Raw genomic sequence first — 17,580 nt, forward strand, 5'->3', positions numbered from 1 at the left:
TGCGCAAAAAACGAGCAAGTCTACACCCCTCTGCGGGGCAGGACAAAACTCAGCAGAAACAGCGCTGCAGCTGTGACCACAATCGACGGGCCGGCCGGGGTATCCTTGAGCCAGGACAAGGCCAGGCCGCCACACACCGCAAGCATTCCCAGCAGGCTCGCGCCAAGGGCCATCTGCTCCGGTGATCGAGCATGACGTTGAGCCGCGGCAGCGGGAATGATCAGCAACGAAGTAATCAGCAATACACCGACGATTTTCATCGCGACCGCGATCACCACGGCAATCAACAGCATCAAGGTCAGACGCAACGCCGCCACCGGCAGGCCTTCGACCGTGGCCAGTTCCTCATGCACAGTGATCGCCAGCAGTGGTCGCCACAACGTCACCAGCAACACCAACACCGCCGCGCTGCCGCCGAGAATCCAGGCCAGGTCAGTCGGGCTGATCGCCAGCAGGTCGCCGAACAGATAGGCCATCAGGTCGATCCGCACTTCATGCATGAAGCTTAGTACCACCAGGCCCAGAGACAGGGTGCTCGGTGCGAGAATCCCTAACAATGTGTCGGAAGCCAGAGGCTGACGCTGCTGCAAGGTCACCAGCAACACCGCCAGCGACAGGCAGCCCACGGTGACTGCCACCGTCGGGCTGACATCCAGCAGAAAGCCAAGGGCAACGCCGAGCAAGGCCGCATGGGAAAGGGTATCGCCGAAATAGGCCATGCGCCGCCAGACCACGAACGAGCCCAACGGACCCGCTACCAACGCCAGGGCCAAGCCTGCCAGCAGAGCGTAAAACAGAAAATCAGCCATGCTTGCAGCTATCTCCGTGAACATGGGCGTGGGCCGTGGGGGCCTCGCTGACCACAGCACCATGCAGGTCATGGGCGTGATCGTGATGGTGGTGATAGATCGCCAGGCTTTGCGCGTTCTTGCCAAATAGCTCGACGAACGCTGGATCGCCACTGACATGCTCGGGATGCCCGGAGCAGCAGACATGGCGATTCAGGCAGACCACCTGGTCGGTGGTGCTCATGACCAAATGCAAATCATGGGAAACCATCAGCACCCCGCAACCGTGGCGGTCGCGCAGGCGTGTGATCAGACTGTACAGCTCGGCCTGGCCGGCGACATCGACGCCTTGCACTGGCTCATCGAGCACCAGCAGTTGCGGTTCGCGCAACAATGCACGGGCCAGCAGCACGCGCTGCATCTCTCCGCCGGAGACGCTCTGCACCGGGCTGTCGATTACTTGTTCGGCACCGACTTCTTTGAGCGCGGCCAAGGCTCGCGAGCGATCCACGCCTGGCACCAGACGCAAAAAGCGCAGCACGGACAGCGGTAAAGTTGGGTCGACGTGCAGCTTTTGCGGCATATAACCGATTCGCAGTTTCGGCTTGCGCCAGACACTGCCGCTGTCCGGCTTGAGCAGACCCAGTACGGCACGCACCAGAGTAGTCTTGCCGGCGCCGTTGGGGCCGATCAGGGTGACGATCTGCCCTGGCTCGACGCTGAGCTGGATGTTGTCCAGCACGGTTTGCCCGGCAAAAGTCACCGCTACCTGCTCGAGGCGGATCAATGCAGTGCTCATCAAGCCCCCTGGCAACCGGAGCAGAGGCCGACCACTTCAACGGTTTGCGCTTCGACCATAAAACCGACATCGCGAGCGCTGGTGATGATCGCGTCGCTGATGGTTTTTTGTTCGAGTTCGATGGCAGCGTGGCATTCACGGCAAATCAGGAACTGGCCCTGGTGAGCGTGTTCCGGGTGATTGCAGCCAACGAAGGCGTTGAGGGACGAAATGCGATGCACCAGACCGTTTTCCAGCAAGAAATCCAGCGCCCGGTAAACGGTTGGCGGCGCGGCGCGGCGACCATCCTGTTCGCTGAGCACGGCGAGGATGTCGTAGGCGCCAAGGGGTTTGTGGCTCTGCCAGACCAGTTCCAGGACGCGCCGACGCAGTGCGGTCAGGCGCAAACCTTGACGGGCACACAGGGCATCGGCTTCCGACAGCGCACTGTGCACGCAGTGAGAATGGTCATGGGGACGGCTGGCCAGCGGTGTTTTAGGCATGAGCGGCGACGATAATTGTGAGAGACGTTATTATGTTACCCGTTCTCGCCTCTCCGAGTGGTCATCGTGTCCCGACTTTTTGCCATTTATGTCGCTTTTGCTGCCAGTTTGTTCGTGATCAGCCCTGCTCACGCCGAAGTGAAAGTACTTACCAGCATCAAACCCTTGCAGCTGATCGCCGCGGCAGTGCAGGACGGCGTCGGTGTGCCCGAGGTATTGCTGCCGCCGGGCGCCTCCCCGCATAACTTTGCCCTGCGCCCTTCCGACGTACGGCGGGTACAGACGGTGGAATTGCTCTACTGGATCGGCCCGGACATGGAAGGCTTCCTTCCGCGCGTGCTCAAGGGCCGCAGCCTGCCGTCTATCGCCGCTCAGGACTTGCCGGGCCTGAAGTTGCGCCGCTTTGCCGAGGATAGCCACTCCCATGCGGAAGAGGCCAATGAGCATGATCACGATCATCGACCCGGTAGTCTGGACGCGCACCTCTGGCTGTCGCCGGTCAATGCCCGGGTGATTGCGGCGAAAATGGCTGCGGATCTGAGTGCGGCCGACCCGGACAATGCCACTCGCTATCAGAGCAACCTCAAGGCTTTCAATGAGCGCCTCGATGCCTTGGACACACGTCTGAAAGCCCGATTGGCCGGCATTGAAGGCAAGCCTTACTTTGTCTTCCACGAAGCGTTCGATTACTTCGAAGATGCCTACGGTCTCAAGCATACCGGAGTGTTCAGCGTCGCGGCCGAAGTGCAGCCGGGTGCACAGCACGTGGCAGCGATGCGCAAGCGCTTGCAGGAAGTTGGCAAGACCTGCGTATTCAGTGAGCCTCCGCTGCGTCCACGGCTGGCGGAAACCCTGGTAGCCGGTTTACCGGTGAAACTGGCGGAACTGGATGCATTGGGCGGTTATACACCGGCCACTGCCCAGGGTTATGAGCAGGTGCTGGAAAAGCTGGGAAATGACTTGGCAGGCTGTCTGGAGCAGTTGTAAACAGGGATGTTGTGGTAACCCTTTTCGCAGGCAGGAGCCAGGTGCCTGGCTCTTGCCCGCGATGCGTTCAAATGGCGAACGGCAACGGCGTACTGACCTTCTGACGTTGCGCCAAGCGCTGCTGAAACTCCATCGGATCGTGAATCAACACGTCCTGTCCGGCAAACGACTCGGCGGCGATCAGTCGTGACAACCAGAAGCGCACGCAGGCCACCCGCAACATCGTTGGCCACAGCTCGGCTTCAGCCGCGGTGAACGGACGCAACGTCGCATAAGCACCCAGCAAGGCCCGCGCACGTGGTCCGTCGATCACCCCGGCTTTATCCGAACACCAGTCATTCAAGGCGATTGCCACGTCGTAGAGCATCGGTCCTGAACAGGCGTTGTAGAAGTCGATCAGCCCGGTCAGGTGCGTGCCTTCGAACATCGCGTTATCGCGGAACAAATCGGCGTGGATGTTGGCCCGTGGCAGCGCCAGGATTTTCGCCTTTTGCTGAGCGATCTCGTCCAGAGCACCTTGCAGCAGGCTGCTTTGCTCGGGGTTCAGGTTCGGCATCAACTGCGCACCTTCGGCCAGCATCCAGTCCAGGCCACGATCGGTCTTGCGCTCCAGTACTTTGCCTTGGGTGGCCAGGTGCAGATGAGCGAGCAGGTCTGCGACCTGCGCGCAGTGCTGCGCGTTGGCCTCTTTGACGTGTTTGCCAGCCAATCGCGGTTGCAGCAACGCCGGTTTACCGGCGAGTTCGCGCAATGCGATGCCGTCGGTAGTACGCAGGGCGTAAGGCACCGGCAGATCAGCGTCATGCAGCACGTCCAGCAGTTCGATGAAGAACGGCATTTCCTGGACCGGACCGCGCTCTACCAGGGTCAGGACAAACTCGCCCTGCTCCAGACTGATGAAGAAATTGGTGTTTTCGCTACCTGCGGCAATCCCCTGAAAATCAAGCAGGCGGCCGAGCCCATAAGGGGCGAGAAAGGTTTCCAGCTCGGGCCGAGCCAGGGGGGTAAACACAGACATGGTTAAAAACTGCTCAGTTCGGGCGCCGCGATTGAGCCAGCGCCGATTAAAGTTAAGAAACTACTTCCACGTAAAAATTTCCCACGACGGAATCAGCATATCCGGCTGATCCGATCGGATGAAGTTTGCTTCTGTTCCGTCCGCGCGCACCAGAAAGTACGGTTTGCCGCCCTTCGGTGTGACTTTAATCGCATACAGGAAGCCGTTCTGACGGTATTCCTGAATGGTTTTGTCACCTTCGGTGTGGATGGTGATTTGCGGTTCTGGAGTCGGTGCATCATCAGCTGCCATCACGGCCAGGGGAGTCATGGCAAAGAAGCCAGCCAGCAACAAGCGATTTAGTGTGCGCATGATAACCTTGTCCCTTTGTCGTCAACGGTCCCGCTATTCTAGCGCCGGACCCGCCGAAAAGGTTGATCCTGCTCATGAGCCAAGCCCCCCTCGTCCTGGTGGACGGTTCTTCTTACCTGTACCGCGCCTTTCATGCGCTGCCACCGCTGACCACATCCAAAGGCCTGCCGACCGGCGCGGTCAAGGGTGTACTGAACATGCTCAAGAGTCTGCGCAAGCAGTACCCTGACAGCCCGTTCGCGGTGGTTTTCGATGCCAAGGGCGGGACATTTCGCGATGACATGTACGCCGAGTACAAGGCCAACCGTCCGAGCATGCCCGATGACATGCGGGTACAGATCGAGCCGTTGCATGCGAGTGTGATCGCATTGGGCTTTCCGTTGCTGTGCGTAGAAGGCGTAGAGGCCGACGATGTGATCGGCACGCTGGCCCGTAGCAGCGCAGCAGCCGACCGCCCGGTGGTGATCTCCACGGGCGACAAGGACATGGCACAACTGGTCGACGGGCACATTACCTTGGTCAATACAATGACCGGTAGCGCGATGGATGTGGCTGGCGTGAAAGAGAAGTTTGGCGTCGCTCCCGAACAGATCATCGATTATCTGGCGCTGATGGGCGATTCGTCCGACAACATCCCCGGTGTTCCGGGCATTGGGCCAAAGACCGCTTCCGGTTTGTTGGTGGGCGTAAATGGCGGTCTGGTCGAGTTGTACGCGCAACTCGATATCGTGCCGACCCTGCCGATTCGCGGTGCCAAGACCCTGCCGGCCAAGCTTGAAGAGCACAAGGAGATGGCCTTCCTCTCCTATCAACTGGCGACCATCAAGGTCGACGTGCCGCTGGATATCGGGCTCGACGACCTGCATCTGGGTGAGCCTGATCGCGAAAAGCTCGCCGAGCTCTACACCTTGCTCGAATTCAAAAGCTGGTTCGAAGAATTGCAGCGCGAGGCCAAGCGCACGGAGCAGGAAATCGTCGAAGCTGTGGAGCAGGTCGCAGTCGACGCTGAGGTAAAGTACGAAACCATCCTCGACCAGGCGCGATTCGATGTCTGGCTGAAAAAGCTTAACAACGCCAGCTTGATTGCCTTTGATACCGAAACCACCGGCGTCGACGCGCAGCAAGCGCAACTGGTGGGCCTGTCTTTCGCCGTACAAGCCAATGAAGCGGCCTACATCCCGCTCACTCACTCTTATATGGGGGTGCCCGAGCAACTGGACCGCGACACCGTCCTGCGAGCCTTGAAACCGTTACTGGAAGACCTGAGCAAACTCAAGGTCGGCCAGCACGCCAAGTTCGACATGAACATTCTGGCCAACTGCGCCATCGGTGGTGATCAAGCCTGTGGCATTTCGGTGCAAGGCATTGCCTTCGATACCATGCTCGAATCCTATGTACTGGATTCGACGGCGACCCGCCACGACATGGACAGCCTGGCGCTCAAGTACCTGGACTACACCACCACCAGCTTCCAGGACATCGCTGGCAAAGGCGCCAAGCAACTGACCTTCGACCAGATTTCTCTGGAGCTGGCCGGACCCTATGCGGCCGAAGACGCGGACGTGACCTTGCGTTTGCATCAGGCCCTGCAGGAAAAACTCACGGCCATCCCGAGTCTTTGTAACGTGCTGAGCGAAATCGAGATGCCGCTGGTACCAGTCCTGGCGCGGATTGAACGTCAGGGGGCGTTGGTCGATGCCAATCTGCTAGGTATTCAGAGTGTCGAACTGGGCGACAAGCTGGTCGCTCTTGAACGCGAAGCCTTTGCCATTGCCGGTGAAGAATTCAACCTCGGTTCGCCCAAGCAATTGGGCGTGATTCTGTATGAGAAACTCGGCTTACCGATTCTCAGCAAAACTGCCAAAGGCCAGGCCTCGACGGCCGAAGCTGTGCTGGCGGAACTGGCCGAGCAGGACTTCCCGCTGCCCAAGGTGCTGATGCAGTACCGCTCCATGAGCAAGTTGAAAAGCACCTACACCGACCGCTTGCCTGAGCAGATCAACCCGCGTACCGGGCGGATTCACACCTCCTACCATCAAGCGGTGGCGGCGACCGGGCGTTTGTCTTCCAGCGATCCGAACCTGCAGAACATTCCGATCCGTACTGCTGAAGGTCGGCGGATTCGTCAGGCATTTGTCGCGCCTGAGGGCTACAAACTGCTAGCGGCCGACTATTCGCAAATCGAACTGCGGATCATGGCGCACCTGGCCAAGGATGAAGGTTTGTTGTACGCCTTCCGTCACAATCTGGACGTGCACAAGGCGACCGCTGCCGAGGTGTTCGGCGTTGAGCTGGCAGAGGTCACCACCGATCAGCGCCGCAGTGCCAAGGCCATCAACTTCGGTCTGATTTACGGCATGAGCGCGTTCGGCCTGGCCAAGCAGATCGGTGTCGACCGCAAGCAATCACAAGCCTATATCGACCGCTATTTTGCTCGTTACCCGGGCGTGCTTGAGTACATGGAGCGCACTCGCGCCCAGGCTGCAGAGCAAGGTTTCGTTGAAACCATCTTCGGTCGTCGCCTCTACCTGCCTGACATCAACGCAAAAAACCCGGCCTTGCGCAAAGGCGCCGAGCGTACGGCAATCAACGCGCCTATGCAGGGCACGGCGGCTGACATCATCAAGAAAGCCATGGTCGCGGTGGATAACTGGCTGACGTCTTCAGGTCTGGACGCCAAAGTCATCCTGCAGGTACACGACGAACTGGTGCTTGAAGTTCGCGAGGACCTGGTGGACCGGGTTCGCGATGAAATTCGCGTCCATATGAGTGGTGCTGCGTCGCTCGATGTGCCGCTTTTGGTCGAAGTAGGTGTCGGAAATAACTGGGACGAGGCTCATTAACCTGTCTTGAGGATGCCTTTTGCTGCGGCATCGTGCCGCGGCAAAGGCTGGCTAAGGGCTATTGGTTCGGAAAACCGGGCCGGTTATTACCAATAGTTTTTGAACCTGTCCGGAACTAAATCCGCGAACCGCCACTCAGATTTACTGAATGGCTGGTGAAGCCCTTCGATGCTCCTATGTTGTGTTAAGTGTTGGCAGATATCTGGACCCCGCCCTAGCGGTCCGGAATTTGAACCCCGAACTTCTCCTCCCCATACGAAGTCCGGGGTTTTTTTTGCCTGAAATTCCTTATTCCGTAGCCTCTGCGCCTTTATCGGCCAGTTCCATCCAGCCCGCCAGTACAGTGTAGGCCTCTTCCAGACCAAGGCGTTTCGGTGCGGAGAACAGCTGGATGGTGATGGTATCGCCCCAGCCTTTGCGGATGTCCGCCTGCACTTTGAGCAAGGTGTTTTTCGCTGCACCGTAGGTCAGTTTGTCGGCCTTGGTCAGCAGGATGTGCATCGGCATGCCACTGGCTACGGCCCAATCGAGCATCAGCAGGTCGAAGTCAGTCATTGGATGACGGATGTCCATCATCAAAATCAAACCTTTCAAACTCTGGCGACCGCCCAGATACGCTTCCAGGTGGCGCTGCCAGTGAAGTTTCAGCGGGATTGGGACTTTGGCGTAGCCGTAACCTGGCAGGTCGACCAAACGGCGATCATCGTCTAGCTTGAAGAAGTTCAGCAGCTGTGTGCGACCCGGAGTCTTCGAGGTTCGGGCCAGGCTGGCGTGAGTCAGGGTGTTCAGAGCGCTGGACTTGCCGGCGTTGGAACGCCCCGCGAAGGCCACTTCAAAGCCTTCGTCGTCGGGACATTGGTCAACTTTGGCCGCGCTGAGCATGAAGGTGGACTGTTGGCACAGACCGAGAATGGGGTTCTTGAGTTGCATGGGATTTCCGATGTGGGCGGTGCCGAGAATGGACGCGGCGAGCAGTGTCGTTTCCGTTTCAGTAACGCCAGTATATAATGCCGCAGATTTTGTGTGCGCTTTGTCCCGGCGTAGGATGAAGTTCACGGGAGCGATTGACCGAAATTGCGCACTAGAACGCAGCTCGCTCTCAACCCTGAAAGGTCGTTTTATGACGAAATGGCTGCTAGCTGCCGGTGTCTTGATGCCGCTTTACAGTGCGCAGGCTACACAGGATCCGGAAGCTGTGTACAACCGTGTTTGTGGAGCCTGTCATTCCGGCCAACTGCCAACGGCGCCTGTAAAGGGTGATCTGGAAGCCTGGAAGCCAAGATTGGCGCAAGGTATGGAGACGCTGGTGCAACACGTGACCCAGGGTTTCAAGGCGATGCCGCCGCGTGGTTTGTGCATGGACTGCAGTGCCGAGGATTACCAGGCAATCATCCACTGGATGAGCGAGTGATCCCGGTCCATAACTCTTTAACCCTTAGCCGTAGTTGGATTAGCTGATGAACAAATTGATCGTGAGTCTGCTGTTGACCCTGGGGATCTCCGGCATTGCCCATGCTGCAGGCGATGCGACTGCTGGTCAGGCGAAAGCCGCAGTATGTGGCGCCTGTCATGGCCCGGATGGCAATAGCATGGCGCCCAACTTTCCAAAACTGGCGGGTCAGGGCGAACGCTACCTGAACAAGCAATTGCACGACATCAAGTCCGGCAAGCGCACCGTCCTGGAAATGACCGGCCTGCTGACCAACCTGAGCGATCAGGATCTGGCTGATCTCTCGGCCTACTTCGCCAGCCAGAAGGGCAGCGTTGGCGCAGCAGACCCGAAAGTCGTGGCTCGCGGTGAAGAGTTGTTCCGTGGCGGCAAGCTGGACCAGGGCATGCCTTCCTGCACCGGTTGCCACTCGCCTAACGGTGCAGGCAACGCCGCTGCTGCTTTCCCGCACCTGGGTGGCCAGCACGCTCAATACATCGCCAAGCAACTGACCGATTTCCGTGAAGGTAACCGTACCAACGACGGTGACACGAAGATCATGCAAAGCATCGCGTCCAAATTGAGCAACAAGGACATCGAAGCAGTGTCCAGCTATATTCAAGGCCTGCATTAAGGGTGGATCAATTGACGTTGTGCATGACTTACATCTTTTGCAACGTTAACGCTCTATTAATCCATTGATGCAAGCATAAAAAGGGTGGCTTTGGCCGCCCTTTTTTGTGGCTGCTGCCGTTACACTAGAAATCAAGCCCGACTGGGCCTGTCTGAGTGCAGGTCGCATGAGGCGACCTTATTTGTCCAGGAGTAAAGCATGCGTAATCTGATTCTCAGCGCCGCATTCGTCACAGCCAGTCTGTTTGGCATAACCGCCCAAGCTGCCGAGCCGCTTGAAGCTGGTAAACAATATGTCGAATTGAGCAGCGCCGTTCCGGTTGCTATACCTGGCAAGATCGAAGTAGTGGAGCTGTTCTGGTACGGCTGCCCGCATTGCTACGCGTTCGAGCCAACCATCAATCCCTGGGTTGAAAAGCTCCCTGCCGATGTGAACTTCGTACGTATTCCGGCCATGTTCGGCGGTATCTGGAACGTTCACGGCCAGTTGTTCATTACCCTGGAAGCCATGGGCGTGGAGCACAAGGTTCACAAAGCGGTCTTCGACGCGATCCACGGTGGCAAGAAACTCGCGACTCCAGAAGAAATGGCCGAGTTCCTGGCGACCGAAGGCGTCGACAAGGATAAATTCCTGAGCACCTACAATTCCTTCGCCGTTAAAGGCAAGGTTGAAGATGCCAAGAAGAAGGCTCAGGCCTATCAGATCTCCGGTGTACCGACCATGGTCGTCAACGGCAAGTACCGCTTCGACCTCGGCACTGCCGGTGGCCCTGAAGGCGCCTTGAGCGTGGCTGACCAGTTGATCTCCAAGGAGCGCGCCGCTAAGTAAGCGGCGCCCACCATGCGCCGCTGGGGTACTGAGCGTGTCGTTGGCCTGCATGACCCGCAGGTCAACGCGCATCATCTGGAGTCGACGGGCTTGCCCGCAGACAGTCGTCTGCGTTTGCTCAGTTTCAATATTCAGGTTGGTATCAGCACCGAGCGTTATCGGCATTATCTGACCCGTGGCTGGCAGCATCTGTTGCCGCACACCGGGCGAGCAGACAATCTGCAAAAGATCGGCAATCTGCTGGGCGATTTCGATCTGGTCGCCTTGCAGGAAGCCGATGGCGGCAGCCTGCGGTCGGGCTACGTCAACCAGGTCGAGCACCTGGCCCAACTCGGCGCCTTTCCTTACTGGTATCAACAGCTCAATCGCAATCTCGGTCGCTTGGGGCAGCACAGCAATGGTGTGCTCAGCCGCTTGCGTCCGTGGGTTATCGAAGATCATCCATTGCCGGGTCCGAAGGGCCGTGGTGCGATTCTGGTGCGCTTCGGCGAGGGACCGGAAGCGTTGGTGGTGGTGATGATGCATCTGGCGCTGGGTGCCCGTACCCGAACCCGACAGCTGGCCTATATTCGCGAATTGATTGCTGGGTACAAACACCAGGTGCTGATGGGTGATATGAATACCCATGCCGGCGACTTGCTGCAAAGTTCCCCATTGCGCGATCTGGGTCTGCTCGCGCCACAGCTTGAGGCGACGTTTCCCAGTTGGCGCCCGCAACGATGCCTCGATCACATTCTGCTCAGCCCGAGCCTGACCCTTGAACGGGTCGAGGTGCTGGCTCAACCCATTTCCGATCACTTGCCGGTCGCGGTAGAGATTCGGCTGCCGGGTTCGCTTACGGCTGACGCATTGCCCGCATTGAGTCTTGTCCCTCGCGGATCCCTTGAATGAGCGACGAAGCGCAGCGCTGGAAAGAAAAGTACCTCAAGAGCATCGAGCAGCAAGAGAAGCTCGAGCGCCGATGGGATGCCCGCCTTGATTTGCTTCGCCGAGGGTTGGTTCGCAGCACGCTGGCGGCGGAGGGCACTGACCGGGCCGTTGACCAGTGTATGAAGGAAATGCGTGAGGCTATTCGCACGGACGATATGGACGCGGCTTTGGCAGCGTTGCTGCCACGCCTGGAAAAAGCCGTGCTCGATTCCGAGCAGCGCCGGGAAACGCGCGTTGATCAAATGGGAGCAGCGCTGACTGCTCTGGTCACTCAATTACAAGCCTTGCCGCTGCCGCGAGAAGTGAGTCGGCCGCTCAAGAACTTTGCCCGGCAACTGGATGGGCGTGTCAGCCAGGCCCGTGAAATCCCCTTGCTGCTTGGTGAGCTGAGCGGCTTGCAAGGCCGGGCGCTGAGCTTGCTGGAGAACCCTGAAGAGCCGAATCGTCCCGGCTTGTTGCAACGTCTGTTCGGTGGGCGGGAAACCGCGGACGTTGTGCCGCAGGCTAATGCTTGCTTGGTGGCGTTACCGGGTTCGAATCCCGCTGAACAGATTCAGATGCAGGCCGTCGAGACGACGCTTGAGCCTGTTCGTGACTATTTCCAGCCTGTTCCTGTCGCTCCAAGCGTTGTGGCGATCACGCAGGAAGTGCCGTTGCCGGCCGTAGAAATGCCGGTATCCGTGGTTTCAGTGGTCGAGTCGGTTTCGAATCCAGAGCTGACTGATAAAAAACCACACATCGAAGTGCAGGTTTTTGTCCCTCCAGTGCTGGAGTCAGAAGGGCTGAGGGCTCCTCAACTGTCAGGAGTCGAAGAACTCGTCGCTGCACCGCAACCGACTCTGACTGCGAGCCCCGAAGACTCACTCGCTCAGGTTGATATCAATCCTGACGAACTGATATCCCCTGTGCCCTCGGAAACCAGACACGAAACACCTGACCTCCTCGACAGCCTGCCTTTGCCGTCAGCTACGGCGCAGGCGTCGGTGGCCTTTGATCCAGAGCAGCCTGAGCAGGATGTCCACTACGCCTTGCCTGATTCACCAGAGCCTTCTTACAGCTCGGTGGCCAGGCACATAGAAGACACGCTGCTGGGTCTGCTCGACGACTTGTCCCTGCCCGAGCGCCACCGACCGCAAGCCGAGGCCATGCGTGATCGACTGCAAAACGGTCTGAACTGGTACGAACTGCTACCAATCCTCGACGATTTGGCCGTCTTGATGCTGGCGATCACCAACAGTGGACAACATGAGTTTGAGGTTTACCTCAAGCAGCTCAACGAGCGGCTCGAGTCATTTCAAAGCAATCTGCAGGCGGCCAGCGACGGTCATGCGGACAGCCGTTCAGCTGCGCGAGAAATGGATACCCAGATCCGCGAACAGGTCGATGGCTTGCAGAGCAGCGTTCAAGATGCGGCAGACCTGGACAGCCTCAAGCATGTGTTGGAGAACCACCTTGAGGGTTTGCTCGGCACCATGGATCAGCACCGCAAGCAACGCGATCAGCGTGAGCAAGAGGTCGCCGGGCGTCTGCAAGGGCTGGCCGAACGCGTGGCAAGCATGGAGCAAGAGGCTCAGGGCTATCGCGAGCACCTTGAGGAGCAACGGCAGAAGGCGCTGATTGATCCGTTGACCGGCCTGCCCAACCGAGCTGCTTGGGGTGAGCGACTGGATCACGAAGTTGCTCAATGGCAGCAGAATGGCAACACACTTCTGTTGGCAATGCTCGATCTGGACCACTTCAAGCGAATCAACGATAACTATGGCCATCTGGCTGGTGACAAGGTTCTGAAAATCATTGCCGGCGTCCTGCGCAAGCGTATGCGCGGCTCGGACTTCATCGCCCGATTTGGTGGTGAAGAATTTGTCCTGTTGGCTCCCAATACCTCATTGCCGTTGGGTTCAAAACTTGCCGAAACGCTGCGGGCAGCCATTGAGGCTTGCCCGTTTCACTTCAAAGGTGAGCGGGTAACGATAACCGTCTCCATGGGCATGACGGCATTCAAACCAGGTGAGCGCAGCGAAATGGTGCTTAAAAGAGCCGATCAGGCGCTTTACCGCGCCAAAGATGCCGGGCGTAACAGGGTGGAACTGGGCTGATCCCGATTGTTCCATTTTGTTTAATCTCGGGCTTTTGCCGGTCCATCCAGAGGGCAATACGTTACACTGTTGCATTACTGTCTTCAGCGTACTGCACACTGCCATGAAATTTTACTCTCTCGTCCTGTCGCTTCTTGTGTTGGCCGGCTGCGCCAGCGGGCCTCGACTCGACACCCGTCATCCTTCGGTCAATTACGATAACCGTGTTCAGTTCGTGGTGGTGCATTACACCAACGCTTCTCTGGAACGCTCGCTGGCACTGTTGACCCATGGCGACGTCAGCAGTCATTACCTGATTGGCGACAACAATCCGCCGACTATCTATAAGTTGGTTGATGAAAACCTGCGGGCCTGGCATGCCGGGGAAAGTGAATGGCAAGGCCGGACCTGGTTGAACTCCAGCTCCATCGGCATCGAAATCGTCAATCCGGGCTACCGCGAGACACCGACTGGCCGCGTCTGGTATCCGTATACCGAGGGTCAGGTCCAGGCGTTGATCGTTCTGCTCAAGGACATCAGCAAGCGCAACAACATCGACCCGCGCCATATCATCGGGCATAGCGATATCGCTCCATTGCGTAAACTCGACCCTGGCCCGTTGTTCCCCTGGAAGCGTCTGGCTGACGAGGGGCTGGTGATCTGGCCGAACGCTCAGGCCGTGGCACGCCAGCAAGCGTTGTTTGCGGCTGAACTACCGAGCATCACCTGGTTTCAGGAAGAGCTGGCTCGTCTGGGCTATACCACGCCGCAAACCGGCCAACTGGATGTCGCGACCCGTCATGTACTGGCGGCGTTCCAGATGCATTATCGACCGTCACGCTTCGACGGTATGCCAGACGCGGAAAGTGCAGCAATTCTGCAGGTCTTGAACCAGACAAAATAATGACGCCGCCCGACGGTCCGGGCGACTTCTCAATCAGTTGCTATAACTCATTGGTAATCCTTTGGATATTCAATGATGCCGGCCGCTGGCGAGACGCTACATAGTTGGTTTCATCGCCCGTGGTTTCTGGCGATGCTGGCGGCTGTGCTCAGCGCGGCGTTGTTACTGCTGGGCAGTCTGGGCGTGGCGCTGCATCAGGTGCAACAACGCGAAAGCGAGCAGATGAATGCTCAGGGCGAGCGTTTTCTTGAGCGTCTTGAGCAACTGTTCGGCCAATTGCGTGAAGGTCTCGATGAGCTGGAAGCCCAACCATTGCGTGGATGCAATGCTGAAATGGTCGCGACATTGCAAAAGGTCAGCTTCAGTTACCGCTTCGTTTATGAAGCGGCTTATATCGATGCCACTCAGTCCTGCTCAAACCGGCCGCGCCAGGACACCCTTTCTTCCCCAGGGCCTCCAGACATCAAGGGGCCGACCTACAGTTACTGGTTGAATACCTCGACAGAACCTAATGAAAACCGTGCAGCATTGATGCTCGGACGGGGCAACTTTCGTGTGGCGACCTCCCGAGGTCATTTGACCGATATGGTCGACCTGCACCCGGGCAGCAGCTTGCTGGTGGTGCTCGACCATGGCACCAGAGCGATCCCGGTACTGGGCGCGGCTCAACCCTGGCCACCGATCCAGCCCTGGCCTCCAGTGAGTCGTGACGCCCTTCAGGTCACGCAAGACCAACTGATTTACCGAATGCCGACCAACAACCCGGAGTACCAGCTTGTACTCATGACCCCGCGTACAAGTTTGCAAGTGGAAATGACTACGGCATGGCGCTGGTTGTTACCGATAAGTCTTCTATTAGCGATTTTTATCGGGTGGCTGGTCTTACAGTTGGCTCGCCAGCGTCAGTCATTGGGTGGTGAGTTACAGGGCGCTCTGCGTCGTAACGAGTTGCAGGTCTTGTACCAGCCGATTTTCGAGCTCAGCAGTCGTCAATGTGTCGGCGCCGAAGCACTGCTGCGTTGGCGTCGGCCAGACGGCACATTGACCAGCCCGGATCTGTTTATCCCTATGGCGGAAAATACCGGGCAAATCCGACAGATCACCGATTTCGTGCTGCAGCGTTTGCTTGAGCAGTTAGGCCAGCTGTTACGCGCCAATCCGCATCTCTACATCTCGGTCAATCTGGCGGCCTGCGATGTGATGGTTCCGCGCATCGGGCAGGTTATGGCCCGTTTATTGGCCATGCATCGGGTCGCAGCGCGACAGATTGCCTTTGAGGTTACCGAGCGTGGCCTGATCGACGTGGTCGTCGCGCGGGACAACCTGCAGGCCTTGCGCGATGCCGGGCATCAAGTGCTGATCGATGATTTCGGCACGGGCTATTGCAGCCTTGCGTATCTGCAAACCCTGCCTGTGGACTGTTTGAAAATCGATAAAGCTTTTATCGATGCCTTGGGGCACGATGCCGCCAGCAGCGGAGTGGCGCCGCATATCATTCGCATGGCGCATGCCTTGCAACTCAAGGTGATTGCCGAAGGGATCGAATATGAAGCACAGGCCTCGCTGTTGAGTAGTGAGGGTGTGAATTACGGGCAGGGTTGGTTGTTTGCCCATGCCCTGAGCGCTGTGCAGTTCATTGAGTTGATCACCCGCGGTCGCCGGATGGCTGCGCGGCGACTGGATGATGAAGCCTGATTGTGCGCCGCGCGCCTACAACGGAAGCGCCATGTAGAACTGCGAGCCCTGCCCCGGCCGTGAGTAGACGCCCATCCTCCCGCCGTGCAATTGCACGATTTCCTTGCACAACGCCAGGCCCAGGCCTGCGCCACCCTTCTTGCGACCGACCTGAACGAAGGGTTCGAAAATCCGCCCCTGTTGGCCGTAAGCGATGCCTTCGCCGTTGTCCTCGACGCTGATAATCACTCGCTCACCATGTCGGCGTGCTTGTAAGCGGACCTGGCCGTGCCGCGCGGTATGGCGTAGCGCATTGGCAATCAGGTTATCCAGCACCCGTTCCAGCTGTGGGTGGTCGACTTGTAGCCTGGGTAGCCGTGTTTGAACCTCCACCAACAACTCGATGTCTTGCTCGTGGGCTTGCTCTGCGAAGCGAGCTTGAGCGTGTTCGAGCAGTTCATCGATGGCGCAGGGCACAAGGGTGAGCTTTTGCAGGCCGTTCTGATAACGTGAGAAGTTCAGCAGGTCGTTGATCAGCTGCATCAAACGCTGCATTTCTTCGTTGACGGTGTTTAGCAGGTCGGCTTCGCGAGAGTCATCAGCAAAATGCACGCGTTCCTGAAGTAAGCCAAAGGCCATGTGCATACCGGTGACCGGTGTGCGCAGCTCATGTGAGGCACGTAACACGAATTCACTTCGGACCCGTTCGAAGGCCCGCTGTTCGGTGACGTCATGCAGCACCATGACCGCGCCAAGAATGTGCCCTTGGGTGTTGTGGCTGACCGGTGTCAGGCTGTAGGTCAGCAGCCGCGATTCGCCATCAACCTCGATACTCAAGTCCTCAGGCGCCCGTTCCAGACTGCCGCCACGCAGGATCAGTTGCAGTTGCTCATCGAGCTCCGCGCGTTCAAGGGCGCTGCCCAATCCCTGACCCAGACGATCTTTGTCCCAGCCCAATTGCCGTTGCGCTACTGGGTTGAGATGTTCCAGACGGCCCTGGCGGTCGATCATCAGCAAGCCGTCATCGATGCTGTCGAGTACCGCTTGCAAGCGTTGCTGGCCGGCGAGTAACTCATCGACGTTGGTGGCCTGATGCTGACGCAGGGCTTCGGCCATGATCCCGAAACGGCGGGTCAACAGGTTCATTTCCGCCACCGCCGATATGGGCAGCGTCACCTCGAAATTCCCTTGACCGATATTGTCCGCAGCCTTGGCCAGCGCCTCGATAGGGGCACCGAAGCGTCGGGCAATGCCGTGGGCAGTAATGAATCCGATGATCAAGATCGCCAATCCCACCAGCCCGAGCAATCCTGAAATCAATAGTGCGCGCTCGCGAGTCTGGTACTGGGCTTCATTGATGCTATCCAGTGTCAGTTTGTGTTCGGTGATCAGGCCGTTGCGCAGCACATTGAATTTTTCGGTCAGGTTATGGCTGCCGGTCAGGCTGCCCGAGAGATCCCGAGAGTGGCCGAATGCTTCGAGAAATTTCAGGTAGTCAGCTCGGGCCTGGCTGAAGCCGGTGTGCTGGCCACCGGTGCTTTGCTCGTGCTGGATGCCTTGATCGAGCAGCTCGAAGTAATGTTGCCTGGATGCCTCCAACGCCGCCAGGTCAGGTTTTTCGTTGAGCATGATGATCAACTGGTCGTCCAGGGTCTGTCGCAGTTTGAGTCCCAGATCAAGGGTGATGAAGTCGTTGTGGATCAGCGAATCCTGGGTACTGGCCATCTGTATGATGCCCATGAACCCGAGCAGAAGCCCAAGCAGGGCGACGGTGATCAGCGCCGAGATACTCAGAAACAGCCGAGTATGCAGTTTCATCGCGAGCTTCATGGGGCGCC

16 protein-coding genes are annotated in these 17,580 nt (G+C 58.1%); 9 read left to right on the forward strand and 7 right to left on the reverse strand.

Going from position 1 to position 17,580, the window contains the following annotated elements:
* Window positions 1-20: 20 nt before the first annotated feature.
* Genes znuB through zur form a run of 3 tightly spaced genes read right to left on the reverse strand, consistent with a single transcriptional unit; the run spans window position 21 to window position 2,069 of the window.
* Window positions 21-809 carry a zinc ABC transporter permease subunit ZnuB gene (znuB, locus tag AC07VR_RS04340; protein ID WP_494991130.1) on the reverse strand — a complete coding sequence of 263 codons (789 nt, stop codon included), beginning with the start codon at window positions 807-809 and terminating at the stop codon, window positions 21-23.
* Window positions 802-1,587: a zinc ABC transporter ATP-binding protein ZnuC gene (gene znuC / locus AC07VR_RS04345; RefSeq protein ID WP_494991131.1), complete on the reverse strand. Its 786-nt coding sequence runs from the start codon at window positions 1,585-1,587 to the stop codon at window positions 802-804. The genes znuB and znuC overlap by 8 nt, the downstream gene beginning before the upstream one ends.
* Window positions 1,587-2,069 carry a zinc uptake transcriptional repressor Zur gene (gene zur, locus AC07VR_RS04350; RefSeq protein WP_494991132.1) on the reverse strand — a complete coding sequence of 161 codons (483 nt, stop codon included), beginning with the start codon at window positions 2,067-2,069 and terminating at the stop codon, window positions 1,587-1,589. Before zur ends, znuC begins: the two co-directional genes overlap by 1 nt.
* 57 nt (window positions 2,070-2,126) lie before the next feature.
* Between zur and AC07VR_RS04355 the strand changes: the two genes are divergently transcribed.
* Window positions 2,127-3,056: a zinc ABC transporter substrate-binding protein gene (locus tag AC07VR_RS04355; RefSeq protein ID WP_495010546.1), complete on the forward strand. Its 930-nt coding sequence runs from the start codon at window positions 2,127-2,129 to the stop codon at window positions 3,054-3,056.
* A gap of 67 nt (window positions 3,057-3,123) precedes the next feature.
* Here AC07VR_RS04355 and AC07VR_RS04360 read toward each other — a convergent pair whose 3' ends face one another.
* Window positions 3,124-4,074 carry a homoserine kinase gene (locus AC07VR_RS04360; RefSeq protein WP_495010547.1) on the reverse strand — a complete coding sequence of 317 codons (951 nt, stop codon included), beginning with the start codon at window positions 4,072-4,074 and terminating at the stop codon, window positions 3,124-3,126.
* Between the two features lie 60 nt (window positions 4,075-4,134).
* Window positions 4,135-4,425 (reverse strand): DUF2782 domain-containing protein, encoded by a 291-nt coding sequence (locus tag AC07VR_RS04365; protein ID WP_495010548.1) that lies wholly within the window; start codon window positions 4,423-4,425, stop codon window positions 4,135-4,137.
* Window positions 4,426-4,499: 74 nt separating this feature from the next.
* Between AC07VR_RS04365 and polA the strand changes: the two genes are divergently transcribed.
* The gene (gene polA, locus AC07VR_RS04370; protein ID WP_495010549.1) at window positions 4,500-7,268 is read left to right on the forward strand and encodes a DNA polymerase I; all 2,769 of its coding nucleotides are present in this window, start codon (window positions 4,500-4,502) and stop codon (window positions 7,266-7,268) included.
* 288 nt (window positions 7,269-7,556) lie between these two features.
* On the opposite strand, the gene yihA is transcribed toward polA, so the two are convergent.
* Window positions 7,557-8,198, reverse strand: coding sequence for a ribosome biogenesis GTP-binding protein YihA/YsxC (yihA, locus tag AC07VR_RS04375; RefSeq protein WP_494991136.1), 642 nt, complete (start codon window positions 8,196-8,198; stop codon window positions 7,557-7,559).
* Between the two features lie 190 nt (window positions 8,199-8,388).
* Between yihA and AC07VR_RS04380 the strand changes: the two genes are divergently transcribed.
* From AC07VR_RS04380 to AC07VR_RS04410, 7 genes are all read left to right on the forward strand, one after another.
* On the forward strand, window positions 8,389-8,679 hold the full coding sequence (locus AC07VR_RS04380) for a c-type cytochrome (protein WP_495010550.1): 291 nt from the start codon (window positions 8,389-8,391) through the stop codon (window positions 8,677-8,679).
* Window positions 8,680-8,725: 46 nt separating this feature from the next.
* Entirely contained in the window at window positions 8,726-9,331 is a 606-nt protein-coding gene (locus AC07VR_RS04385) for a c-type cytochrome (protein ID WP_495010551.1), read from the forward strand.
* A gap of 198 nt (window positions 9,332-9,529) precedes the next feature.
* The gene (locus tag AC07VR_RS04390) at window positions 9,530-10,159 is read left to right on the forward strand and encodes a thiol:disulfide interchange protein DsbA/DsbL (protein ID WP_494991139.1); all 630 of its coding nucleotides are present in this window, start codon (window positions 9,530-9,532) and stop codon (window positions 10,157-10,159) included.
* Between the two features lie 12 nt (window positions 10,160-10,171).
* On the forward strand, window positions 10,172-11,050 hold the full coding sequence (locus tag AC07VR_RS04395; protein WP_494991140.1) for an endonuclease/exonuclease/phosphatase family protein: 879 nt from the start codon (window positions 10,172-10,174) through the stop codon (window positions 11,048-11,050).
* Window positions 11,047-13,185 carry a GGDEF domain-containing protein gene (locus tag AC07VR_RS04400; RefSeq protein WP_495010552.1) on the forward strand — a complete coding sequence of 713 codons (2,139 nt, stop codon included), beginning with the start codon at window positions 11,047-11,049 and terminating at the stop codon, window positions 13,183-13,185. Before AC07VR_RS04395 ends, AC07VR_RS04400 begins: the two co-directional genes overlap by 4 nt.
* A gap of 103 nt (window positions 13,186-13,288) precedes the next feature.
* On the forward strand, window positions 13,289-14,068 hold the full coding sequence (locus AC07VR_RS04405; RefSeq protein WP_494991142.1) for an N-acetylmuramoyl-L-alanine amidase: 780 nt from the start codon (window positions 13,289-13,291) through the stop codon (window positions 14,066-14,068).
* A 75-nt stretch (window positions 14,069-14,143) separates the two neighbouring features.
* Window positions 14,144-15,763 carry an EAL domain-containing protein gene (locus tag AC07VR_RS04410; protein ID WP_495010570.1) on the forward strand — a complete coding sequence of 540 codons (1,620 nt, stop codon included), beginning with the start codon at window positions 14,144-14,146 and terminating at the stop codon, window positions 15,761-15,763.
* A 15-nt stretch (window positions 15,764-15,778) separates the two neighbouring features.
* On the opposite strand, the gene AC07VR_RS04415 is transcribed toward AC07VR_RS04410, so the two are convergent.
* Complete coding sequence (locus AC07VR_RS04415) at window positions 15,779-17,572, reverse strand: ATP-binding protein (protein WP_495010553.1); 1,794 nt, start codon at window positions 17,570-17,572, stop codon at window positions 15,779-15,781.
* Window positions 17,573-17,580: the final 8 nt, after the last annotated feature.

Source organism: Pseudomonas sp. GW821-FHT02H09 (assembly GCF_059421425.1).

Coding starts and splice junctions, on each gene's coding strand:
- AC07VR_RS04385 (WP_495010551.1), top strand. CDS start 8,726: ATGAACAAATTGATCGTGAGTCTGCTGTTGACCCTGGGGATCTCCGGC.
- AC07VR_RS04390 (WP_494991139.1), top strand. CDS start 9,530: ATGCGTAATCTGATTCTCAGCGCCGCATTCGTCACAGCCAGTCTGTTT.
- polA (WP_495010549.1), top strand. CDS start 4,500: ATGAGCCAAGCCCCCCTCGTCCTGGTGGACGGTTCTTCTTACCTGTAC.
- znuC (WP_494991131.1), bottom strand. CDS start 1,587: ATGAGCACTGCATTGATCCGCCTCGAGCAGGTAGCGGTGACTTTTGCC.
- AC07VR_RS04405 (WP_494991142.1), top strand. CDS start 13,289: ATGAAATTTTACTCTCTCGTCCTGTCGCTTCTTGTGTTGGCCGGCTGC.
- znuB (WP_494991130.1), bottom strand. CDS start 809: ATGGCTGATTTTCTGTTTTACGCTCTGCTGGCAGGCTTGGCCCTGGCG.
- AC07VR_RS04395 (WP_494991140.1), top strand. CDS start 10,172: ATGCGCCGCTGGGGTACTGAGCGTGTCGTTGGCCTGCATGACCCGCAG.
- AC07VR_RS04400 (WP_495010552.1), top strand. CDS start 11,047: ATGAGCGACGAAGCGCAGCGCTGGAAAGAAAAGTACCTCAAGAGCATC.
- AC07VR_RS04415 (WP_495010553.1), bottom strand. CDS start 17,572: ATGAAGCTCGCGATGAAACTGCATACTCGGCTGTTTCTGAGTATCTCG.
- zur (WP_494991132.1), bottom strand. CDS start 2,069: ATGCCTAAAACACCGCTGGCCAGCCGTCCCCATGACCATTCTCACTGC.
- AC07VR_RS04365 (WP_495010548.1), bottom strand. CDS start 4,425: ATGCGCACACTAAATCGCTTGTTGCTGGCTGGCTTCTTTGCCATGACT.
- AC07VR_RS04360 (WP_495010547.1), bottom strand. CDS start 4,074: ATGTCTGTGTTTACCCCCCTGGCTCGGCCCGAGCTGGAAACCTTTCTC.
- AC07VR_RS04380 (WP_495010550.1), top strand. CDS start 8,389: ATGACGAAATGGCTGCTAGCTGCCGGTGTCTTGATGCCGCTTTACAGT.
- AC07VR_RS04410 (WP_495010570.1), top strand. CDS start 14,144: ATGCCGGCCGCTGGCGAGACGCTACATAGTTGGTTTCATCGCCCGTGG.
- yihA (WP_494991136.1), bottom strand. CDS start 8,198: ATGCAACTCAAGAACCCCATTCTCGGTCTGTGCCAACAGTCCACCTTC.